Genomic DNA, 20,206 nt, shown 5'->3' on the forward strand with positions numbered 1-20,206 from the left:
GTGCGGGGCATGCAGGTCCGACCCACTGTGACACTTCGCAAAGCGCTACTGCAAACGGCCTTCGCTCGCCCCTTGCTCCTCAACCTCTGCGCCCAAGAACGGATTGTCACCTCCAGCCGGAATCTCTTCGAGCATCTGCGCATCGGCAAATCGATATCCGACATAAATATCGGTAAGCAGATAGCGTGGACGCGCTGGATCATCCTCGATCTTTTTGCGAAGCTGACGGACAAAGGTACGCAAATATTCCACTTCCTCGCGACAGTCAGCTCCCCACACCGCTGTCAGCAGCCGCGCGTACGTAATCACGCGGCCGGCGCGGCTCATCAGGCAATGCAGGATGTCGAATTCCTTGCGCGTAAGGTGGATCGGCTGGCCGCGCCTGGTCACGCTGCGGCGCGATGGCATCAGCTTGATCTCACCGATTTCGATGGGCGCGTCTTCCGGCGCCGCCGGCGCCTGCACGCGGCGCACTGCTGCACGAATGCGCGCCACAAGCTCGCGTACCCCAAAAGGCTTCGTCACGTAATCGTCCGCGCCAAGTTCCAGCGCATTTACCTTTTCTTCTTCGCGATCCCGAACCGTCAGCATCAGGATGGGCAGTCGCGGAGCGAGCGTGCGCATGCGCCGCAGCGTCTCAATGCCTCCGATACCCGGCATGTTCACATCCAGAAGCACTGCATCGAACGGCTCCGTACGCAGAAGTTCAAGCGCCATTTCGCCACGTGAAGCTTCGATCATCTCGAAGCCCAGTTCCGTGAGCGGTGGGCGCAGCGCGCGGCGAATTGCAGGTTCGTCGTCAACAACAAGGACGCGAATCGCAGAGGTGGTCATCACTTCTTCCTTTCAGGATCCGGTGTAATGGAGGAACCGCCCGGCTGTCCCAGCGTGGCGGGTATTGCCGCAAAAAAAGTTGTGCCTTCCGACTCGTCGCTCGCCACCCACACCGATCCACCGTGGGCGAGAGCTGCGCGCTTCGCAATCGAAAGTCCAATGCCCGTGCCGGCCGCACGCGTTGCCGACGCCGTCGAGCGATAGTAACGATCAAAGATGCGCTCGCGATCGGCCGGAGGAATCACCGCGCCGAAGCTGTGCACTGACAGCAGGGTCTCTGTCTCCGAACGAAAGGCACGCACTGTGATAGGCGATCCCGCGTCAGAGTACTTGCACGCGTTGTCGAGATACTGCGTCAACAGCATCGAAATGAGCCTGCGGTCCCCTGCAAAAAAGTGGCCCCTCGGCTCAACCTCCGTGCGGATTGTGGCGCCGGCGGATCTCTCGCCCAGCCCTGCAATCACTTCGTCGATGAGCGCCTCAGGTTCAACCGGCTCGACCTGAACAGCCAGCGAGGACCCGTCCCCTTCACCCGAGCCGAGCCGAGCTGTGGTAAGCAGGCGCGTGGTGAGTTCGTTCAGCAGATTCGCCTGCTCATCGATCAGCGCAACCAATTCCGCCTGTCCGGGCGAAAGCTTTCCCATCTCTGCAAGTCCACTGGAGGCAGCCCTGATTGCTGTCAGCGGCGTTTTGTACGCGTGCGCCAGGCTATCAAGAACTGTGGATCGCATCCGCTCCGCCTCGCGTTCCGCTTCAATCCGGCTCTCGTTCGCGGTTGCCCGATACCGGTCGAACGTAATGGCGATGATCGCCGCAATGGCGCTGTTCGTCAGGGGATCCATGTTCCCGCGGACCACCAGACTGCCGATAGGAACCGCTCCCAGGCGCACTACCCGGCGGCTGACTCCAGTGTGCGGATCGTCGTCGGAACTCTCGAAGTGATAGACGTTTTGAGCCAGTTCGCTGGGATCGACGGTCCACTTCCCTGCCCGGTAGACCTCCTGCAGATCAGCGTCGAAGATCGCCACCCCTTCCGGAGAAAACAGCTTGTGGAGATTCTCGGCGAGCTGCGGCCCGGGTTTGCTGCTCAAATTCATCTGCAGCGTAGAGCGCGTGAATTCATAAAGATTGCGCATTTCGGCCGCGGAGGAACTAGCACGGCGTGCGGCCCGCAATGCGCGGCGCAGCACAGGCGTAATGCGGCGCTGGCGCAACGCGCCCAACAAGCCCTGTGGCGGAATGTGATTCTCCGACAAACCTGCACCAGCCTGTATTTTCAGTAGTTACGAGAGCCGCGCCCTTTCAGCTAAAGAGCTCTGCCGGAACGTGAATTGCGGATCGCGCGGATGAGGATTTCTCTGTTGCTATAACCGGGGTCTACGCTGGAGCCGCGCAAAGAAATTGATGTCGCGATTTTAACAGATTCTTTATTGCGTCCTTAGAGCAGGGTCCGGTTTCGTGCGCGTTTCTCATTGCATCCTTACGGGCGCCTTGGTCAACTTGCAACTAATCGCAGCCAACTCAGAAAGCGCTCCGCTGCGGGTGGACCCTTCAGCCGTAATCGCACGCACCAATCAACGAAGACCACGAACCAATGTGGCGTCGAGTGAAGTGAGCACTGGCAAACCGAAAAGGAGTTCGCTCGCGGTCTGCCGTTTCCGCAATAACTGATTCCCAAGCTCGATTCAAATGCTCCCGCAAGCCATCCTCGCCGGAGCGACGGGGAATCTTTGTCGAAAAAACAATCGAGAGCCACCGGATTTCACGGTGGAGAAAGCGAATACCTTTATGGATTTGAGGTCAGGCCTTCGCACATTCACCGCATGTCTCGCCATGGCTGCAGGAATCACCGCCGCGGCACAGACAGATTCTGCCACTCCCCAGGCCCCTGCTCCCGCGACGCCCGCAGCTGAACCTGCTGCTCCGGCTCCAACACCATGGAAAATCGGCCCCATGGAAGTAAGTGGATTCCTGGATGGCTACTACTCCTATAACCACAACAACCCTACAGAAGCAGACAACGGCAAGTCGAACGACTACTATAACTTCAACACGGACGCGAACCAGCCCGGCTTCAGCGCGGCCAAGCTCACTCTGAACCATGATCCTGCGCCTATTGGTGCGCACATCGACGCCGTCTACGGCCGCACCAATCGCCTGATCAATACCTCGGGTCAGCTTGAGTATATTGAGCAGGCTTTCCTGAGCGTGAAGCCCGCCAAGTGGAAGGGCCTGGAAATCGATGGCGGCAAGTTCGTCACCTACGCCGGCGCTGAAGTGATTGAAGCCAAGGACAACTGGGCCTATTCGCGCGGACTGCTTTTCGCCTGGGCGATTCCCTACTGGCACTTCGGCGGACGCGCCACCATGCCTGTCAGCAAGGTGGACACCATCGGCGCCCAGGTTGTGAATGGCTGGAACAACATCACCCATCATGTGGGTGGTCCAACCATTGGCTTCAACAATACGCTCACCGAAACCAAATACACCTGGAGTTCGGATATCTATACCGGCAAGGCGGATGCTCCCTCGGGACAGAATGGTTATCGCAACCTGTTCGACACCACGCTGCTGCTGACGCCCACCAGCAAGCTCAGCGGATACATTAATTTTGATTTCGCCCAGCAGAAGCAGTCGAAGACCTCGCAGGGCGAGGGCGTAAACGAACGTGACAACCTGTACGGCATCGCATTCGCCGCGCACGACCAGTTCTTGCCCGCCCACGCCGCCACAGTCCGCTACGAAACCCTGAACGACGCCGGAGGATTTTCAACCGGCACCCCACAGATTCTGCAGGAGTTCACCGGCACCTATGAATACAAGTGGAAGTACGGTTTCCTGGGTCGCATGGAGTACCGCCACGACTGGTCGAACATGGCCACCTTCCACAAAGAAAACGGCATGACGGATTCGCAGACCACCTTCAGCACCGGCATCATCCTCGTCATCGCCCCCAAGCGCTAACTCAAACGCAACCTCGACACCCGAAGTGCAGCAGGGCCTGTTCTATGCAGACCGAACAGGCCCTCACCACCACTGATCCGGACAAAAGTTCCGGAATTTGAACACTACTCGAGGAGATTCTCCAAATGGCAGAAACAAAAGCACCGCAAATGCAGGCCACACTGGGCTTGACCGGGTTGACCAGCAACGCGATGGCTCTGATCGCTCCCGGCGCATTCCTTTGGCTGACGTTCTTCATCCAGGCCACCGCCGGCGTGGCCGGCCAGCCTTCGACAGCTCCCGCAATGTGGATGGGCATCTTCGCAGCCCTTCTGCTGTGCCTCGCCACAGCCGTCGCGTATGCCGAGATCTCCAAGCTCTATCCCGGCACCGGTTCCAGCTACTATTACGCCGAGCAGGCCATGCTCTCCAAGGACAAAGCGTTCAAGTACGCGCGTCTTGCCAAGTTCATCGTGGGCTGGGGCTCACACCTGTACTATTGGGTTTACCCCGGAGTAATGGTGGCTACCACCGGCATCTTCGTCGGCTATGTGGTTGGCTTCCTCTTCCCCACCTTCCTCAGCGGATCCAACCCCGGACCGCTATTCATGGCTCTGGTCGCGATCGTCTTCTCGTTCTTCGTCGCATGGATCGCGCAGAAGGGCGCAGGGGCCTCAACCGCCGTCAACCTCGCCATCAACGTCGTACAGATCTCCGCACTCGTGGTGTTCAGCGTCCTGGCGCTCGGTTATCGCACCAGCCATCCCACGGGAACGCCGGCTCTGCTGTACGACTCGCAGACCCTGTCCACTTACAACTACCAGTTCGCTACTGCCAAGGACGGCTCCGTAATGCGTGACGCGAGCGGCACGCCGCTCCCGCTGCTCGACAGCGCCGGCAAGCAGGTCCCGTTCACCGCCGACTATCCCGCCACCGACTCGAACGGCAACATGCTGACACACACCAAGGCTTCGTCTGTCGTTGGAATCCACAAGGTCAGCTGGGTCTTCATCCAGGCGACAGTCGCCATTCTCATCCTGGTCGGATTTGAATCCGTCACAGCCATGGGTGGCGAAGCCAAGAATCCAACAAAACACATCCCCATCGCGGTTATCGCATCGCTGCTGATTCAGGGGCTGTTCTGCTACCTCTTCGAATACTTCGCAGCAAACTACTTCTTAAACTCCGGCTACACCATGCAAAGCGCCGCCGGGTCAGCGGCGCCCATCGGCGACATGATGATCATCGTGGGCGACAACCTCCTCGGCCGCGGGCACGGCAAGTACTTCATGCTGGCTGAGGCGTTCACTGTGTTTCTCGCGCTCATCGGCACCACGCTGAGCTGTATGAACACGGGCGCGCGCGTCACCTATGCTATGGGCAAAGACGATGAGGCTCCCGAGCACTTCGGCATGCTGCACGCCAAGTCGCTCACGCCGCGGCGCGCCATCTGGACGCTGGCTTGCATCTCCGCCGTCATCGGCTGCGTCGCCGTTTCGTTCGTCTTCGCAGATGCATCGGCTCCCACGGACGCGACAATCGCCGCCCTGCCCCACAACATCTTCTCCAGCTTCGGCTACCCGTCCCACGACACGCTCGTAAAGGTGCCGAACTCCCTGCTGTCCATCACCCTCACCTCCAACTTCGGCACCTTCATCCTCTACGGATTGAGCTGCTTCCTCTGCATGGTGGCGTATAGCAAGCGTCCCGATCACAACTTCCTGCTGCACACGCTGATTCCCGGCTTCGGCCTCGTGGCAAACCTGGCCTGCATGGCGGTGTACGTAGTCGGTCCCTTCTTCAGCCTCGGCACCAAAATGGAACCGCTCTGCGCACTGGGCATCTCAGCCGTGTGGGGCGCCTACGGCGCCTTCTACTTCCTCAAGTCGTCGAAGAAGAAGGGCAAGGCAATCCTGCTCGAGACCAAGCAGGCTGTCAGCCAGTAGTCCTGATGTGCCACTTCCCGGGTGACTTGTGATGAGCAAGTCACCCGTGGCATTTTCGAAATAGACCGACTTTGATCGAACGCAATCATTGGGCTGCTCATGTTAGATGTTCAGTTTGGCCAGGCAAGCGATCCCGGCAAAGTTCGCACCAATAATGAAGACAGCATGGGCTCCTTTGTTCCGAAATCGCGGCACGAGGCGCGCTCCCTGGGATATCTCTTCGCCGTAGCCGACGGCGTAGGCGGCATGGATCTCGGAGAGGTCGCCTCCGCCACCGCCATTCAGGTCGTCACGAAGGAATTCGCGCAGGCGCAGGCCGGCAGCATGCTCCCCGGCCTCTTGCCTCGGCTGGTGCAGCACGCCAACGCCGCGGTGCACGACCGCCGCATGGAGCGCGAGTACCGCGGCAAGCAGATGGCCACCACGCTGGTTACCTGCGCCCTTCGCTACGATCAGGCCGTCATCTCCCACGTGGGCGACTCGCGCTGTTATCTGGTCCGCGGCGGCAAAGCCCGCCAGGTCACTGACGACCACACCCTGGTAAACCAGCAGCGCAAGCTCGGACTTATTTCCGCAGAAGACATCGCCGAATCGCAATCGCGCCACGTGCTGATCAAAAGCCTCGGCCCTGAGATGTTTGTCGCCCCCGACACGAACTTGATCACGGTGCAGCCCGGTGATGTGGTCGTGCTCTGCACCGATGGGCTGCACGATGAACTGCCCGAGGAGGAACTTGCCAGAATCGTCTCGCAGCCGCGCAAGGACATAGCGGAAATCGCAGAAGATCTGGTCGCGCGCGCCGTAGAAGTGGATGGAAACGATAACACCACCGCGCAGGTAATTCGCGTGCGCTCAGTCGAACAGGTCGGCATGTACCGCGGGCGTCCTTACCGCCTGCCGGCCTGATTGAAGCCAATTATGTGCCGTTTATCCGCGATTTATGCGGTTCTCCCTTCGGGCCCTTAGAGTTGAACTAAAGCCCACCGTCAGGAGCGCAGCAGATGGGATTTTACGACAGCCTCGAGCCGGGCCAGCAGATCGATTCGTATCGCATCGAATCCCTGGTTGCGCGCAGCGGCATGGCCACCATCTACCGCGCGGTAGACACGCGCGACGGCAAGGTAGTCGCTCTCAAGATTCCCCACCCCGGCATGGAAGCCGATCCCGTGCTGTACGATCGCTTCCAGCGGGAAGCCAGCATCGGCGAAAAGCTCAACCACCCCGGGGTCATGCGCGTCTTCGGCGATGAAAAGCGTTCGCGCGTCTACATGGTCATGGAGTGGTGCGAGGGGCGCCTGCTTCGCAGCATCCTCGACCAGGGCCGCATCTCGCAGGAGCATGCGCTTCACATCGCAGTGAGAGTCCTTGAAGCCCTCGACTACATTCACGCCAACGGCGTCGTTCACCGCGACCTGAAGCCGGAAAACATCATGGTCGACGCCAATGACGACATCAAGCTGATCGACTTCGGCATTGCGGGCGACGCCGCCGCGCGCCGCCTCACGTACGCAAAAATCACCACCGCGCTTGGCAGTCCCAACTACATCTCGCCCGAGCAGGTGAAAGGCAAGCGTGGCGATAGCCGCACCGATATTTACGCCGTGGGCATCATCCTTTACGAGATGCTCACCGGTAAAGTACCGTTCACGGGCTCCAATCCCATGCAGGTCATCAACGACCGACTCCTCAATTACCCGACGCCGCCCAGCGTCCTTGAGCCCTCCATCAGCCCCCAGCTTCAGGAAGCCATCTACCGCGCCATCGAGCGCGAACCGGCCAACCGATACCGTCGCGCGAGCGAATTTGCACACGACCTGCAGCATCTCGATCAAGTGGGTGTGGAAAACCGGCCCGAATTGAACGAGTGGAAAAAGCGCAGGTCCTATTTGCCTCGAAAGATCGCATATTACGCCGCATTGGCGCTGATTCCGGTTGCTATCCTTCTATGCATGGTTCTGCTTTCGCGACACTGAGGCGGTCCCGCCACGCGGGAATCCTCACGTGATCTTTATGGGCCGCCCCGTACACTTTCAGTAAACCGCTTTTCGACAAAAGGAGATCCATGTCGACCGAATTCAGGAATTTTCTGGCCCTGTCATACGAGGAGCTGGAAGAGCTCAATCTGCAAGCTAAAGCTGACCGCGCCAACCGCGTGTCCATCGACGAGATTCGCGAAAAGCGGCTGAAGTATTTGTCCGACGAGAAGCGGATCAAGGCCGTCACGGTTCTGTTTTCGGACCTCGAAGGCCGCCTGCACCTTCTCGATTACGACAAGAAGTTCCTTCTCGGCTCTTACGAGAACCTGACCTTTGACGGCTCGTCCATCCGCGGCTTCACCGCTCAGAAAGAGAGCGACCTTCGCCTCGGCATCGACTGGAGCGCGTTCTACTGGGTGCCCGCCGACATCTTCGGCAACGGCAAGGTCCTCGTTTTCGGAAGCGTCATCGACAAGGACGGCACCCCCTACTCCGGCGATCTGCGCGGAGTCTTGAAGAAGTACTCCGACACTCTCTACGCCGAGAAGGGCCTCACTCTCAACGCCGCCAACGAAATCGAAGGCTTCCTGTTCGCCGGCCGCGATGCCGAGCGCAAGTTCCACGAGACCGGCAAGTTCGAGTTCATCAACACCGGCGGCTACTACCACGTGCTGCCTCTCGATCCGCTCCGCCAGTTCATCGACACCTCGGCTGAAGTGCAGCGCTCCATGGGCTTCCAGAACGAAAAGGACCACCCGGAAGTCGCGCCGAGCCAGTTCGAAATTAACTACAGCTACGGCGAGGTCGTTGCTGCCGCCGACCAGATCCAGCTCTACAAGCTGCTCACCCGCCAGATCGCCAACAACATGGGCTACACTGCGTCGTTCCTGCCCAAGCCTGTTGTCGGCGTCAACGGAAGCGGCATGCACACCAACGTCTCCATCTCCAAGGGCAAGACCAACCTGTTCTGGGATGAAAAGGGACAGGAGCAGCTCTCTGGATATGGATGGGAGTTCATCGATCGCATCCTGACGCACGCGCTCGACATCTGCCTCGTCCTCAATCCGAGCGTGAACTCCTACCGCCGTCTCGATCCGCACTTCGAAGCCCCAAATCAGATCAAGGCTTCAGCTACGGACCGCGGATCCATGGTGCGCGTTCCAATCGGCAACTCTCGCTCCATGCGCGTGGAAGTACGCTCTGTGGCTCCGGACGCGAATCCGTACCTCGCGCTCTACTCCATTTTCAAGACCGGCATCGACGGCACGACCTCGAAGATCGAAAACCTGCGCCAGGCCGAGCGCTACCTGCCTGACAACATCTACTCCGCCATTGAGGACTTCAAGGCTTCCAAGTGGATCGGCCAGATCCTCGGCGCCGATGTTCAGGGCCGCTACACCGATCTGAAGCAGGCTTCGGCCGACCGCTGCCCGCGCGCGCTGGGCACGTTCGTCAAGGCTCCGGAGGTGCAGTACCACCACGAGGTCTACAACCAGTCGCTGTGGAACCTGTTCTAAAGCGCAGTGCAACTTCGCGTTACTCAAAGCGGCGCGCCCATCGGGTGCGCCGCTTTTGCATGTCTGCCTTTGGCCATGCGGGTTAGAATGGACCGCGTTTGCATCCAGTTCCCCCAAAAGATTTGCGCGCGGTTCGTCTCGCTTCGTGCCGCAACGATAAAGGAAAAAGAATGTTCAGCAATATGGGTCTGAGATTTGCAGGAGCCCTTGCGGCTCTCCCCCTCCTCCTCTGCGCTGCCGCCCCCGCACAGCATGCCCGCCAGTACACCAATCAGGACTACGCGAATGCCGAGAAGTTCATGCCATATAACGTGAACCCACTGGCATTCAAAGGCCAGGTCAAAGCGCAGATCCTCGATGACACGCGCTTCTGGTACAAGGACGTGGATGAGAGCGGTATCACCTACACGATCATCGATCCAGGCAGGGGCACGCATAAACCTGCCTTCGATCACGAAAAGCTCGCCGCCGCCCTGAACGCGATCCCGCAGAGCCACATTCAGGCAGACGCGAGGCATCTTTACCTTTCGGACCTGTCCTTCTCTGACAACGGTCGCGTGCTGAACTTCTCTGGCTACGGCAACACCTACCGTTGCGACCTAGGTGCGGCGCCCGCCGCCTGCAATCTCATTTCCTCAGAGGAGCACAGCCAGCCCGGCGCTGGACACGCCGAAGCCCATCCGCCGCTCACTCTCTCGCCTGACAAGAAGCTCGGCGCCTTCATCCGCGACTGGAATCTTTGGGTGCGCAACCTGGCCACAGGCGAAGACACGCAGCTCACCACTGACGGCCAGGAGAACTACGGCTACGCCACCGACAACGCCGGCTGGAAATCGTCGGACTCAGCCATCCTCCTCTGGTCCCCCGACTCCACAAAGATCGCCACCTTCCAGCAGGACCAGCGCAACACCGGCATGATGTATCTGGTCCCCGTCACCAACTCGCATCCCGAGCTGAAGGCCTGGAAGTATCCCCTAGTCGGCGATAAGGACGTGACCATGATCGAGCGCGTCATCATCGATGTGAACGCGCGCAAGGTCATCCGGCTCAAGATGCCGCCCGATCAGCACCGCTCCACGCTCTGCGACGATGTGGCCTGCGACGGTAACACGTGGTCTGACGTTGAGTGGAGTCCGGACGGATCGCGCCTCGCTTTCGTCTCCACCTCGCGCGATCACAAGCAGGAGTGGCTGCGCGAAGCCGACGCCGCAACCGGTGATGTGCGCGAAGTCATGTCAGAGACCGCGCCCAAGTTCTACGAGAGCGGCAACGGCAAGATCAACTGGCACTATCTGCCCAAGTCGAACGAGATCCTCTGGTTCAGCGAGCGCGACGACTGGGGCAATCTTTACCTCTACGACCTGAAGACAGGCCAGTTGAAGAACCAGATCACCCGCGGCCCCGGTAACGTCACGCAGGTGCTCCACATCGACGAGGCGAAGCGCGTTATCTACTTCATCGGCGTTGGCAAGGAGAAGGATCGCGATCCCTACTACCAGCACTTCTATCGCGTGAACTTCGACGGTTCCGGCGTGCGCCTGCTTACGTCTGAGAACGCGGATCATGAGATCAAGATGGCTTTCGGCGGTCAATACTTCGTCGACGCGTACTCCACGCCCACTGAACCGCAGATCACCGTTGTGCGCGACACCGAAGGCAAGACAGTGATGGAAGTAGCGCGCCAGGACATCTCGAAGCTCAAAGCCGCCGGATGGCCGCCGCCCACACCCGTCAAGGTGAAGGGCAGAGACGGCAAAACCGACCTCTACGGCTTCATGTTCAAGCCCATGCACTTCGATGCTTCGAAGAAGTATCCCATCATCAACTACGTCTATCCTGGTCCACAGACGGGCTCGTGCGGCAACCGGCAGTTCCGCGCCTCCCACGGCGACAACCAGGCACTCGCCGAGCTTGGCTTCATCGTTGTCTGCATCGACGGCATGGGCACGCCATGGCGCTCAAAGAGCTTCCACGAGGCGTACTACGGCAACCTCGGCGACAACACCATCCCCGATCAACTCGCCGGCATGAAGGATCTCGCCCGCCAGTATCCCTTCATCGACCTGGATCGCGTCGGCATCTACGGCCATTCCGGCGGAGGTAATGCGACCGCCGCTGCCATGCTGCACTATCCCGACTTCTTCAAGGTGGGCATCGCCGAGAGCGGCAACCACGATCAGCGCGACTACGAAGACGACTGGGCCGAAAAGTGGTCGGGCCTCGAAGTGAAGAACGCCGATGGCACCAGCAACTATGACTCGCAGGCCAACCAGAATTTCGCCAAAAATCTCAAGGGCCATCTGCTGCTGGCGCACGGCACTATGGACAACAATGTGCCACCCAACAACACGCTTGTCCTCGTCGACGCGCTCATCAAGGCGAACAAGGACTTTGACCTGCTCATGATTCCCAACGTGCCACACAGCTACGGCCCAGCCTCGAACTACATGGCCCGCCGCCGTTGGGATTACTTCGTGCGCTATCTCGCAGGCGACATTCCGCCCGTCGAGTACAAGATGAGGCCATACTCCGCAATGCAGGCCGTCATGCGCGGCGGCCCCGCCACTGGCGACGACAGCGACTCTCAGCCGTAGCTTGACGTCATTCAAAACGAAGCGGCGCAGCCAACTCGCTGCGCCGCTCCGTTTCCGTCACATAATTCCTCCGGAGCCTAACTCCGCTCCGCCACAAACCCATCGCCGCTTCACTTCTTGCTTGTGCTGCCCGACCGCGGAAATGCCTGCGCGAGATAAGTCCGGATCATCTCCAGTTCGGCGGGCGTCGCTAAAACGCCCTTCCCGGACATTGTTTGCACAACGTTGGTCCATTCCTGCGGACTCAGCCGCTCATTCGCCACGACGTCAAGACCGTGGCACGTCGAGCAGGCCCGAATCGTGACATCCCGGCCCGGCCCTGGAGGGAACAAGGCAGCTTGGCGAACAAGCTTGGCGTTCTTCTGCGGATCCGCGTTTTGCGCCATTTGGTCGTGCGTTGGCGAGGCCAATGATTGCTGAGACCCGGCAGGATTCGGACTCGCCTGAACGACATTGGGCCCTTGATTTCTGCCGTCATCGAGCTTGAATACGATCAGTTCATCGCTGAGCAGTGGCGCGCCTATCAGGCCTCCTCCCGTCGCTACAATCGCCACGTATTGCTTTCCGTCCTGGCCCAGATAAGTGATCGGAATGGACTCGCCTGATGCAGGTAGATGGTAATTCCACACTTCACGGCCAGTCTTCGACTCGAAGGCTCGGAAGCGGGCGTCGTCAGTCGCCGCGATGAATGTCAACCCACCGGCCGTCGTAATCGGACCGCCAAGTCCGGGCCGGCCTGTGTGCTGCCTCCCTCCGGGGAACTTGTCAGTCACTCCCAGCACAGATCGCCAGGCGATCTCGCCGCTGTTAACATTCACCGCGATAAGTTCTCCCCAGGGAGGTTGAGTGCATGGCAGGTGGTTCTCCGGATCCCAGAAACGTCTCGTACCAGCAAACTCACCTGAATTGGTGAAACCGCCGGCCAGGTCGGGGACGATGCGCATCGGCTGGCCGAGATTGTTCACGTTCACAATGAACAGGCCCAGCGTCGGATCGAAGGTGCCTCCGGCGTAATTCACTCCACCATGCGTTCCGGGCAGGTTGACGGAGTATCGATTGAATGCGGGTGGCGTGTAGGGCTGTTGCGCCAGCAACATGTGGTTGTCCTCCACATAGGACTTGCACCACGCGGCATGATCGGGCAGGTCGTCGTATAGCTGCACCTTCATGGGCGCCAGCGGAGCGGGCCTCGTGGGAAACGGCTGCGTGGGAGAAGCATGCTCGCCGGGAACGTCACTCGGAGGCACTGGCCTTTCAACCACGGGAAAGAGCGGCTTTCCAGTTACGCGATTGAGCACGAACATGAGGCCGGTCTTGTTCACGATAACCACGGCGGGAATGATCTTGCCATCGCGATGAACGTCAACCAGCGTCGGTGGGGCCTCTGTGTCGTAATCCCAGATGTCGTGATGGACCGTCTGAAAATACCAGAGCAGCTTTCCGGTGGCTGCATCCGCAGCCACCAACGACGATCCGAAGAGATTGTTCCCTGGCCGATCGGTCCCGACCCGATCGTAATTGGGAGCTCCAAACGGCATGTAGAGAATGCCCCGCTCCCGATCCACCGTCATGTAGCCCCAGACGTTCACCCCGGAGCGTTGCTGCCAGCTATCGCCTCCCCACGTCTCGTGGCCTGTTTCTCCGGGGCGCGGCACCGAGTGGAACGTCCAGACAAGCTTTCCTGTGTGAATGTCCCATGCCCGCGTATCGCCCGCGGGGCCAAGGCCGCCGTCCTTGCCTCCGGAGCCTTCGCCAGGCCCTGAACCGGTGATGATCAGGTCTTTGTAGATCACTGGCGGAGACGGCAGTATGTAAGGCCTGCCTGCGTCTGCGCCTATCACCTCGGGCGTACGCAGATTGACAGCACCATCCTTTCCGAACCGCATGTTTGGCTTGCCAGTCGCCGCACTAATCGAATAAAGCAAGCCGCCGTTCGTTCCGAAAAAGAGAGAGGGGCCGGTGATCGCGTCGCCGGGCCAATACTCGGCGCCGCGCAGCGAGGCATGGTCCGATCCGGGAATCATGAAAACCCATTTTTCGTTCCCCGTACCCGCGTCTAACGCGACCACCCGGCTGTATGGGGTCACAACGAACATGGTGTTCCCCACCACCAGCGGCTGGTCTTCCGATAGTCGCCATGCAGCGTCGGGTTTACTTCCAGCCGCCGGCGCGGGCTTCATGTGATAAATCCACGCCACCTTCAGGCGGCTCACGTTCTTTGTATTGATCTGTGCCAGCGGAGAGTAGCGCATGGCCCCGGAATCGAGATTGACCATGGGCCATGAGCCCGACGCATTCTCGAAAGCCACAGAAGAAGAGCCGAGGAAGACGAAGAGCGCAACCGGCAATAGAGCGTATCTGAGAACCCAATGGATGCTGACGGAATCTCGCTTCATATCCTCCTCAAAGCCGACGGGAAGCCGCAGAACAAGGTGGATCGATTCTAGCGAACGAGTCGAACCGAATGGTCAGCACAACTTCGACTCGGAATCTGAGCCACAACGGCGATCAAGCGGGCGCGGCTCACATCTCAGCGAAACGTGAGCTAGCAGCAAGCCAAGCTGTCGATTGATTGGTGGACGCGGAAGGAATCGAACCTTCAACCTGTCGGTTAAGAGCCGAATGCTCTGCCAGTTGAGCTACGCGTCCACTGAGTGGATCGCCATGCAGGCGGGGACTGCTGGCACCGCGAGCGCGCGAAAAATCTACCGCGCGTACTTGATGAATATAACACAATCCGCGCCGCGATTCCAAAGCGGCGCACATGCCCGGTTTGACTCCTGTGCGCACGCACAACGACGATCTCACAGCTTGAATGGATGACTGAAGAGAAGGATTAGAAGGTGAACGCGAGTCCCGCGGTTACGCCGCGCTGATCCTGTGCGAACACCAGCAGCGAGCCATCGGTGAGCACAAACGGATGCTGGCCTTGCGCCAGCAAATTGCGAATATCGATCATCGCGTCGAGGCTGCGCGCGCTGTCGTGGCCTGCGTACACCGGCTGCCGCAGATGGATGTTCAGATATGGCTGCTCGGCCTCCAGCGCATAGGGAGCAATGCGCGTGACCGTGTCTTCCGGCTGCCATCGATAGCTCGCACGCCACCGCGTGCCCGTTCCGTCGAGCGTGCCCGAAAGCGAGAGCGAGTACATCTGGGCCCGCCGCGGGTGCGCCGACGAAATCAGTTGGCTCAGAGGCGTCGCATGCTGCTGAGCCTGCATTACCAGCGCATCTCCGTTCGCATAGCTCACGCGGACATGGTTGCCACGCGGCAGGCGGCGCTCTACCGTCGCCACCACGCCAGTGCTGGAGTAACCACTCGTCGCAGTGCGGACCAGGCCGCTCGAGCCGTCATACAGGACGTTCGGCCCCGCCGGCGCTACACCGTGAGCCATGCCCTCAACCACTGGATTGCTCAAAGTGTCCGAGTAGAAGAAGACCGCGAAGCCCGAGTCATCCGTTCTGCGCTCCCAGCCAATCTCCTGGTGGATGCCATGCTCCAGGGTCAGGCGCCCATCGCGCATCGCCACCGCGGGCATCCAGGCTCCTGCCTGCGTTTCAGCCAGCCCGCGCGTATCCGGAACAGCCGTGGCAAAGCGATAGCTCACCATGCCGTCGCCCTTGCGCCAGCCCACCGATACAAACGGCAGCGCCGCAGTCACCGTATTCGGCGAATCCTGCGCGAACCGCGCCATCACCTGCTGGCCACCGGCCTGCACTTGGAATTCATCACCCATGTTGATGTCTTCCCAAGTTCGCAGGGTGGCCTCATTCAGCCCGCCTGCACCGACACCTTCTACCTCAGGGTGGATCGTCACCGCAGCCACCGACTGCACCGCACCCGCGAAACCCAGATCCTGCCGGAAGCCCAGCATCGACTCCATGCTGCCATCCGTGCCCGGCGCAAAGTCCACCCGGGCCAGAAGCTCGCGACTGTCAGACGGCGTGTCTTCCACTTCCATCGCGATCCGCTGCCCATCCTCGCTGAAGGTCCCGGCGCCGCCCGTTGCAAGCAGGCGTGCCTTCAGCTTCGGCTTCGAGCGTCCGTCCGACACCACAACCAGCGGCCCGTCCTCAAGCCACCGCAACAGCGGACGATTCGCAGCCGAGCGCAGCGTCCATTTCCAGTCGTCTCGACTTGCATCCGCCGAGCGCGGCTGGGCCGGCAGCCACTGCATCACCTCATATAAGGTGTTCAGCGTCATGTTGACGACGATGCTGGTCTGCACTCGCACATTTTCGCGCAGCGAAGGAAGGAACGACGTGCCCATCGCCTTGACCGCATAGCGGCCGGGTACAACTGTCGCGAAGGAATAGCGTCCTTTGGAATTGGTGTAAACGCTGGCAACGACGGAAAGATCAGGGCGCAGCAGCTGGACCACCGCGCCGATTTGCGGCACACCGGCGGTATTCCGCACCACGCCTGTGACTGAGGACGGTCCAGACGCAAGCGCTGGAACTGTACCCAAGCCGGCCAGTGTGAACAACAACGCGAGATGGAGCCTGCGCAATATCACGTATTCTGTGTGACCCGGCGGCGTCCCTGGTGGAATACTCCAGCAAATCCTCCCGCGCGGGTTCCTGCTCTACGGCTCGGTAACCGTCCTTGCGCGGGATGCCTACTATTCCACGACAAAAGGTGCCGACTTTGCAATCTCTTGTTTTGAGATTTCGTCGTTCACCTTGATCGTCACCTGGTATTTGCCCGGCTGGAGGCCTGCAATCGGCAGCGATTTCTCAACCGTGAGCTGATCGCTGTGTTCTCCCAAGTCCTTTGAATCCAGCTGTTTCTCGAAAATCACGTTGTTCGTAGCAGTATCGACAATCTGGTAGGTCACCTTCGCGTTATTACTTTTGGTCGCGTCGTTGATCTGCAGATTGTAGACCTGCATCCAGAAGTTAAGTTGCTGATTCCGTGTAAAGCTCACCGGGGTGGTCGGCGTCTGGCCAACGCGGGGGCAGATCTTGGTATTGCCGATCACGCAGTTCCCGGTGCCGCCAATGGAGTGTGAATCTACGACCGCCATCTGGTCGGCGAGAATCAGCGACGACGTCGCCAGCTTCTCGTCGTAGAACTTGGGTACTTCCAGGCTGCGGCCAAAAACACCTACATGATCCGGGTTGTGCACGTCCTTGATGGCGATATCCAGACGATAGGAACCCGGCAGCAGCGGCAGCGCCTTCCAGTAGATCGACTTGCGGTCGAGGCTCTTCTCCAGCAGCTCGGCCGGCTGTTCCACTTCCACCGTGTCCTCGAACGTCTGCACCACGCGGTGCGTAATCGTGGTGACCTTGCCCAGGATATTCACCACGCCGCGCGAAACCCCGTTCTTGGTTTCGAACGTGATGTCACGGTTGCGGAGCTGCAAGGTGATCGGCACCAGAACCATGCTGTCCGTCACCTTCACGAAGTCCGTGCGCACATCGAACGGGAACGGCGGTCCGTTCAGGATCGAGTGGCTGGTCATCGCCGACTCAAGATCCTTGAACTTCACCGGCGGCGGTGCAAACAGCTTGGCGGCCAGCTCCAGGCGGTCAAATTCTTTCGACTGCTGGCTCGACGCCAGCGGTCCGGTGCCCAGTGTTTCCGGGCCGCCGTGGAAGCGGTCGGCCTTCTTGGCCATGCCCATCGACTCCCACTGCGTCAGACCCATGCCCGGCACGCGCAGCAGAGCATCCTTCTCGCCGCGGTCGATGGTGAAGTGATAGTCGCCGCACTGACAGGTGTCCACAAATTCAATATCGATGTTGTCGCCGATACCCTCGAGATACCGGTAGTGCCAAACCTCGAACGGGAACGTGGACGTTGAGCCGCCGCCTTCATCAATCGGACGCTGATACGCGCCGCCCGAAGGGTGCGAGTCGATCGAATCCGGCTTGCCGAAAGCAATATAGATGTGTCCGCGGTCCGTCTTCCATCCAGGCTTCCCGGCGGCAAAGTGCTCATTCGCGTAGGCGATGCGGCGGTAGTGCTCCTCGCGGAACTCGTTCTCCGGCGAATCCGGATTGGGATTGCGGCGCAGCCAGAACGTCTCGATGAACGCGTCGCGCTCCTCGTCGTTGCTGAGGTTCTTGAACGCCTTCCGCTCTTCGTCGCTGATGATGTAGGCCACATCCTGATCAAGCCACGTCTTGTAGGCGCCCTTTAACTCCTGACGTCTCAACCTATCCGCCGCGAATTTCTCCTTGTCGGAGCGTTCACGCTTCAGGGGATCCGGTTCGTCTTGCGCCGTCGAAGGCTGCGCTTGCGCGTTGCTGCTTGCGGACTGGGCGTGGAGCCTGTGCGAGGAAATCGAAATCAGGCCGCAAACCATTGCGACGGCTAAAAAGGAACGGCGGTTGGACATAATCGGGTTGGAACTCCTGGATTGCCCTATTCTACGGGTACTCCGAACGCCCGGCAAGACTCCGCCTGGAGTTGACTGCCTGTTGGACGCAACCGGCAGCGCAGATGTAATCGCGTAAAAATCACGAAAATTCCTTGAGCGCACGCAAATTTCTGAGACTACTGAATCCGCTTCCCCGTCAATTAGGCAGGCGTTCCTCTTATCTACTTCGGTTCCCTTGGGATTTATAGGGTTCCGGCTGTTTTCATGGTTGCGGCGAGGGAGCGCTGAAGCATCGAGCAGGTTGCCCCTTTGCCGGTACAATTTGGGGCAGATTTCCACTCATTCTGCATAAGATAAGGCGCGAGTCGGGCAAACTCGCAATGAACACGGAACTTGAAGGCTGTCACCTGCGTAAACTGGTACGAAGCATCCCTGGGAGCAATCACCGAACATGAAGAAGATTCTTCTCATTGTTTTCGCCATTCTTGTCGCCGCTGGACTCGTGACCTTCATGGTGGTCAGGCAGCAGTCTGGCTACACAAAGGTTCTTACCGCCAAGATCGTTAAGCAGGACCTGTCCACCGTGATCAGCGGCACCGGACAGATCAAGCCCAAGACCTTTGCCGTCATCGGCTCCACCGCCCAGGGTCGCATCACCCACCTTTACGCAAAGGAAGGCGACCACGTTAAGAAAGGGCAAGTCCTCGCAGTAGTTGAGAACGTGGGGCAGGAAGCCCAGGTGGCGGGGCAGAAAGCAGCCATTTCGGCGGCTCAAACCGACATCTCGTCCTACGTTGCGGCGGAAAAGACCGCCCAGGCCAATGTCGAGCACGCCCAGGCCGATCTCCAGCAAAAGAAGCTGGACTATGACCGCGCCCAGGGTCTCTACAAGGCCGGCATCATGGCCAAGCAGGACTACGACGCCAAGAAGGCCGCCTACGACCTCGACGTCGCGACTCTGGCCCAGGCCGAGGCCGGCCTCAACCAGGCCAAGGCAAACACAGCGTCAGCGCGAGGCCATCTCGGCACCCAGGAAGCCACGTTGCGCTCCTACCAGAACGCGCTCAGCTTGACCCAGGCCACTGCTCCGTTCGATGGCGTGGTGACGGATGAGCCCGTACGCGAAGGCGAAACCGTGGTGCCCGGCATCCAAAACTCCAACGGCTCAACCTTCATGACCGTTGCCGATATGAGCGTCGTTACCGCCGAAGTGAAGGTGGACGAGACCGACATCGTCAACGTCAAAGTTGGCCAGCCCGCCGACGTCACCGTTGACGCGATTCCGAACAGAATCTTCAAGGGCCATGTGACCCTGGTCGGCGATCAGGCCCTGCTCCGCTCCACCGGTGTGGCCACCTCACAGTCCACCACCGGCACTGAAGAAGCCAAGGACTTCAAGGTCGTTGTCACGCTGGACCAGCCTGACAACTCGCTGCGTCCGGGCCTGTCGACCACCGCCAGGATCACGACGGCCCACAAAGCCGGCGTGCTTTCGCTGCCCATCCAGGCACTTACCATCAAGCCCCCGGATAAGCCGGCGGCCAACGGCAATGTTCAGGCCGCTTCAAGCAGCTCCAGTTCCTCGACGGGTCAACCCGATCAGCAGGGCGTGTATGTTCTCAGCAAGGACGCGCACGGCAAGCTGCGCGCGCACTTTGTGCCTGTGACCACCGGCATCACCGGCGCCACCGACATTGAAGTGCTCACCGGTCTGAAAGAGGGCGACGAGATCGTCACCGGTCCCTACAAGACCCTGCGCGGCTTGAAAGAGAACGCGCTCATCAAACGCGACACGGCGAAGCCGCTCACTACGACGCCTAACAACTCGTAAGCATCTAAACGGATCGAATCTGCTTTGAAACGGTACGACTGGGTAGGTCCGGGCTTTAGCCCGGACTGCCGACAAGACCGAGCAGGATGTTTGGGCGTTAGCCCCTGAGGAATTTTCCTTTTGAAGTCTTCCATTCACCACAGACGGCTCAGGGAACCATAGGCTCAAAATTGCGTATCTCGTGATACGCGCGCAAGGCGAATCCGCTTGTCCGCGCCGGAAATTTCCGGATCGCAG

Annotated in this window: 12 protein-coding genes and 1 tRNA gene; 7 read left to right on the forward strand and 6 right to left on the reverse strand. The window is 59.7% G+C overall.

Annotated elements, in window-relative coordinates; all coding sequences use genetic code 11:
• Positions 1-45 precede the first annotated feature (45 nt).
• Both MOP44_RS26490 and MOP44_RS26495 read right to left on the reverse strand, forming a co-directional pair.
• A complete protein-coding gene (locus MOP44_RS26490; RefSeq protein WP_260793584.1) occupies positions 46-834 on the reverse strand; it encodes a response regulator transcription factor in 789 nt (262 codons plus the stop codon).
• Positions 834-2,090 carry a sensor histidine kinase gene (locus MOP44_RS26495; protein WP_260793585.1) on the reverse strand — a complete coding sequence of 419 codons (1,257 nt, stop codon included), beginning with the start codon at positions 2,088-2,090 and terminating at the stop codon, positions 834-836. The genes MOP44_RS26490 and MOP44_RS26495 overlap by 1 nt, the downstream gene beginning before the upstream one ends.
• 532 nt (positions 2,091-2,622) lie before the next feature.
• Here MOP44_RS26495 and MOP44_RS26500 point away from each other — a divergent pair.
• The 6 genes from MOP44_RS26500 (at position 2,623) to MOP44_RS26525 (ending at position 11,810) form a co-directional block, all read left to right on the forward strand.
• Complete coding sequence (locus tag MOP44_RS26500) at positions 2,623-3,798, forward strand: porin (protein WP_260793586.1); 1,176 nt, start codon at positions 2,623-2,625, stop codon at positions 3,796-3,798.
• A gap of 125 nt (positions 3,799-3,923) precedes the next feature.
• Complete coding sequence (locus tag MOP44_RS26505) at positions 3,924-5,723, forward strand: APC family permease (RefSeq protein ID WP_260793587.1); 1,800 nt, start codon at positions 3,924-3,926, stop codon at positions 5,721-5,723.
• A gap of 99 nt (positions 5,724-5,822) precedes the next feature.
• Complete coding sequence (locus MOP44_RS26510; RefSeq protein ID WP_260793588.1) at positions 5,823-6,629, forward strand: PP2C family protein-serine/threonine phosphatase; 807 nt, start codon at positions 5,823-5,825, stop codon at positions 6,627-6,629.
• Positions 6,630-6,724: 95 nt separating this feature from the next.
• The gene (locus tag MOP44_RS26515; RefSeq protein WP_260793589.1) at positions 6,725-7,696 is read left to right on the forward strand and encodes a serine/threonine-protein kinase; all 972 of its coding nucleotides are present in this window, start codon (positions 6,725-6,727) and stop codon (positions 7,694-7,696) included.
• Between the two features lie 89 nt (positions 7,697-7,785).
• Positions 7,786-9,216 carry a glutamine synthetase family protein gene (locus MOP44_RS26520; RefSeq protein ID WP_260793590.1) on the forward strand — a complete coding sequence of 477 codons (1,431 nt, stop codon included), beginning with the start codon at positions 7,786-7,788 and terminating at the stop codon, positions 9,214-9,216.
• A gap of 182 nt (positions 9,217-9,398) precedes the next feature.
• Positions 9,399-11,810, forward strand: coding sequence for a S9 family peptidase (locus MOP44_RS26525; protein WP_260793591.1), 2,412 nt, complete (start codon positions 9,399-9,401; stop codon positions 11,808-11,810).
• A gap of 110 nt (positions 11,811-11,920) precedes the next feature.
• Here the strand turns inward: MOP44_RS26525 and MOP44_RS26530 are convergent, their stop codons facing one another.
• From MOP44_RS26530 to MOP44_RS26545, 4 genes are all read right to left on the reverse strand, one after another.
• Complete coding sequence (locus MOP44_RS26530) at positions 11,921-14,206, reverse strand: outer membrane protein assembly factor BamB family protein (RefSeq protein WP_260793592.1); 2,286 nt, start codon at positions 14,204-14,206, stop codon at positions 11,921-11,923.
• Between the two features lie 177 nt (positions 14,207-14,383).
• Positions 14,384-14,459: transfer RNA gene (locus MOP44_RS26535), tRNA-Lys, on the reverse strand.
• Positions 14,460-14,646: 187 nt separating this feature from the next.
• Positions 14,647-16,278, reverse strand: a complete 1,632-nt coding sequence (locus tag MOP44_RS26540) for a carboxypeptidase-like regulatory domain-containing protein (protein WP_260793593.1) — start codon at positions 16,276-16,278, stop codon at positions 14,647-14,649.
• Positions 16,279-16,431: 153 nt separating this feature from the next.
• Positions 16,432-18,156, reverse strand: coding sequence for a GWxTD domain-containing protein (locus MOP44_RS26545; protein WP_260793594.1), 1,725 nt, complete (start codon positions 18,154-18,156; stop codon positions 16,432-16,434).
• A 433-nt stretch (positions 18,157-18,589) separates the two neighbouring features.
• Here MOP44_RS26545 and MOP44_RS26550 point away from each other — a divergent pair, with 433 nt between their 5' ends.
• A complete protein-coding gene (locus MOP44_RS26550; protein ID WP_260793595.1) occupies positions 18,590-19,969 on the forward strand; it encodes an efflux RND transporter periplasmic adaptor subunit in 1,380 nt (459 codons plus the stop codon).
• Positions 19,970-20,206 lie beyond the last annotated feature (237 nt).

This window comes from Occallatibacter riparius, assembly GCF_025264625.1.
GTDB classification, from domain to species: domain Bacteria; phylum Acidobacteriota; class Terriglobia; order Terriglobales; family Acidobacteriaceae; genus Telmatobacter; species Telmatobacter riparius.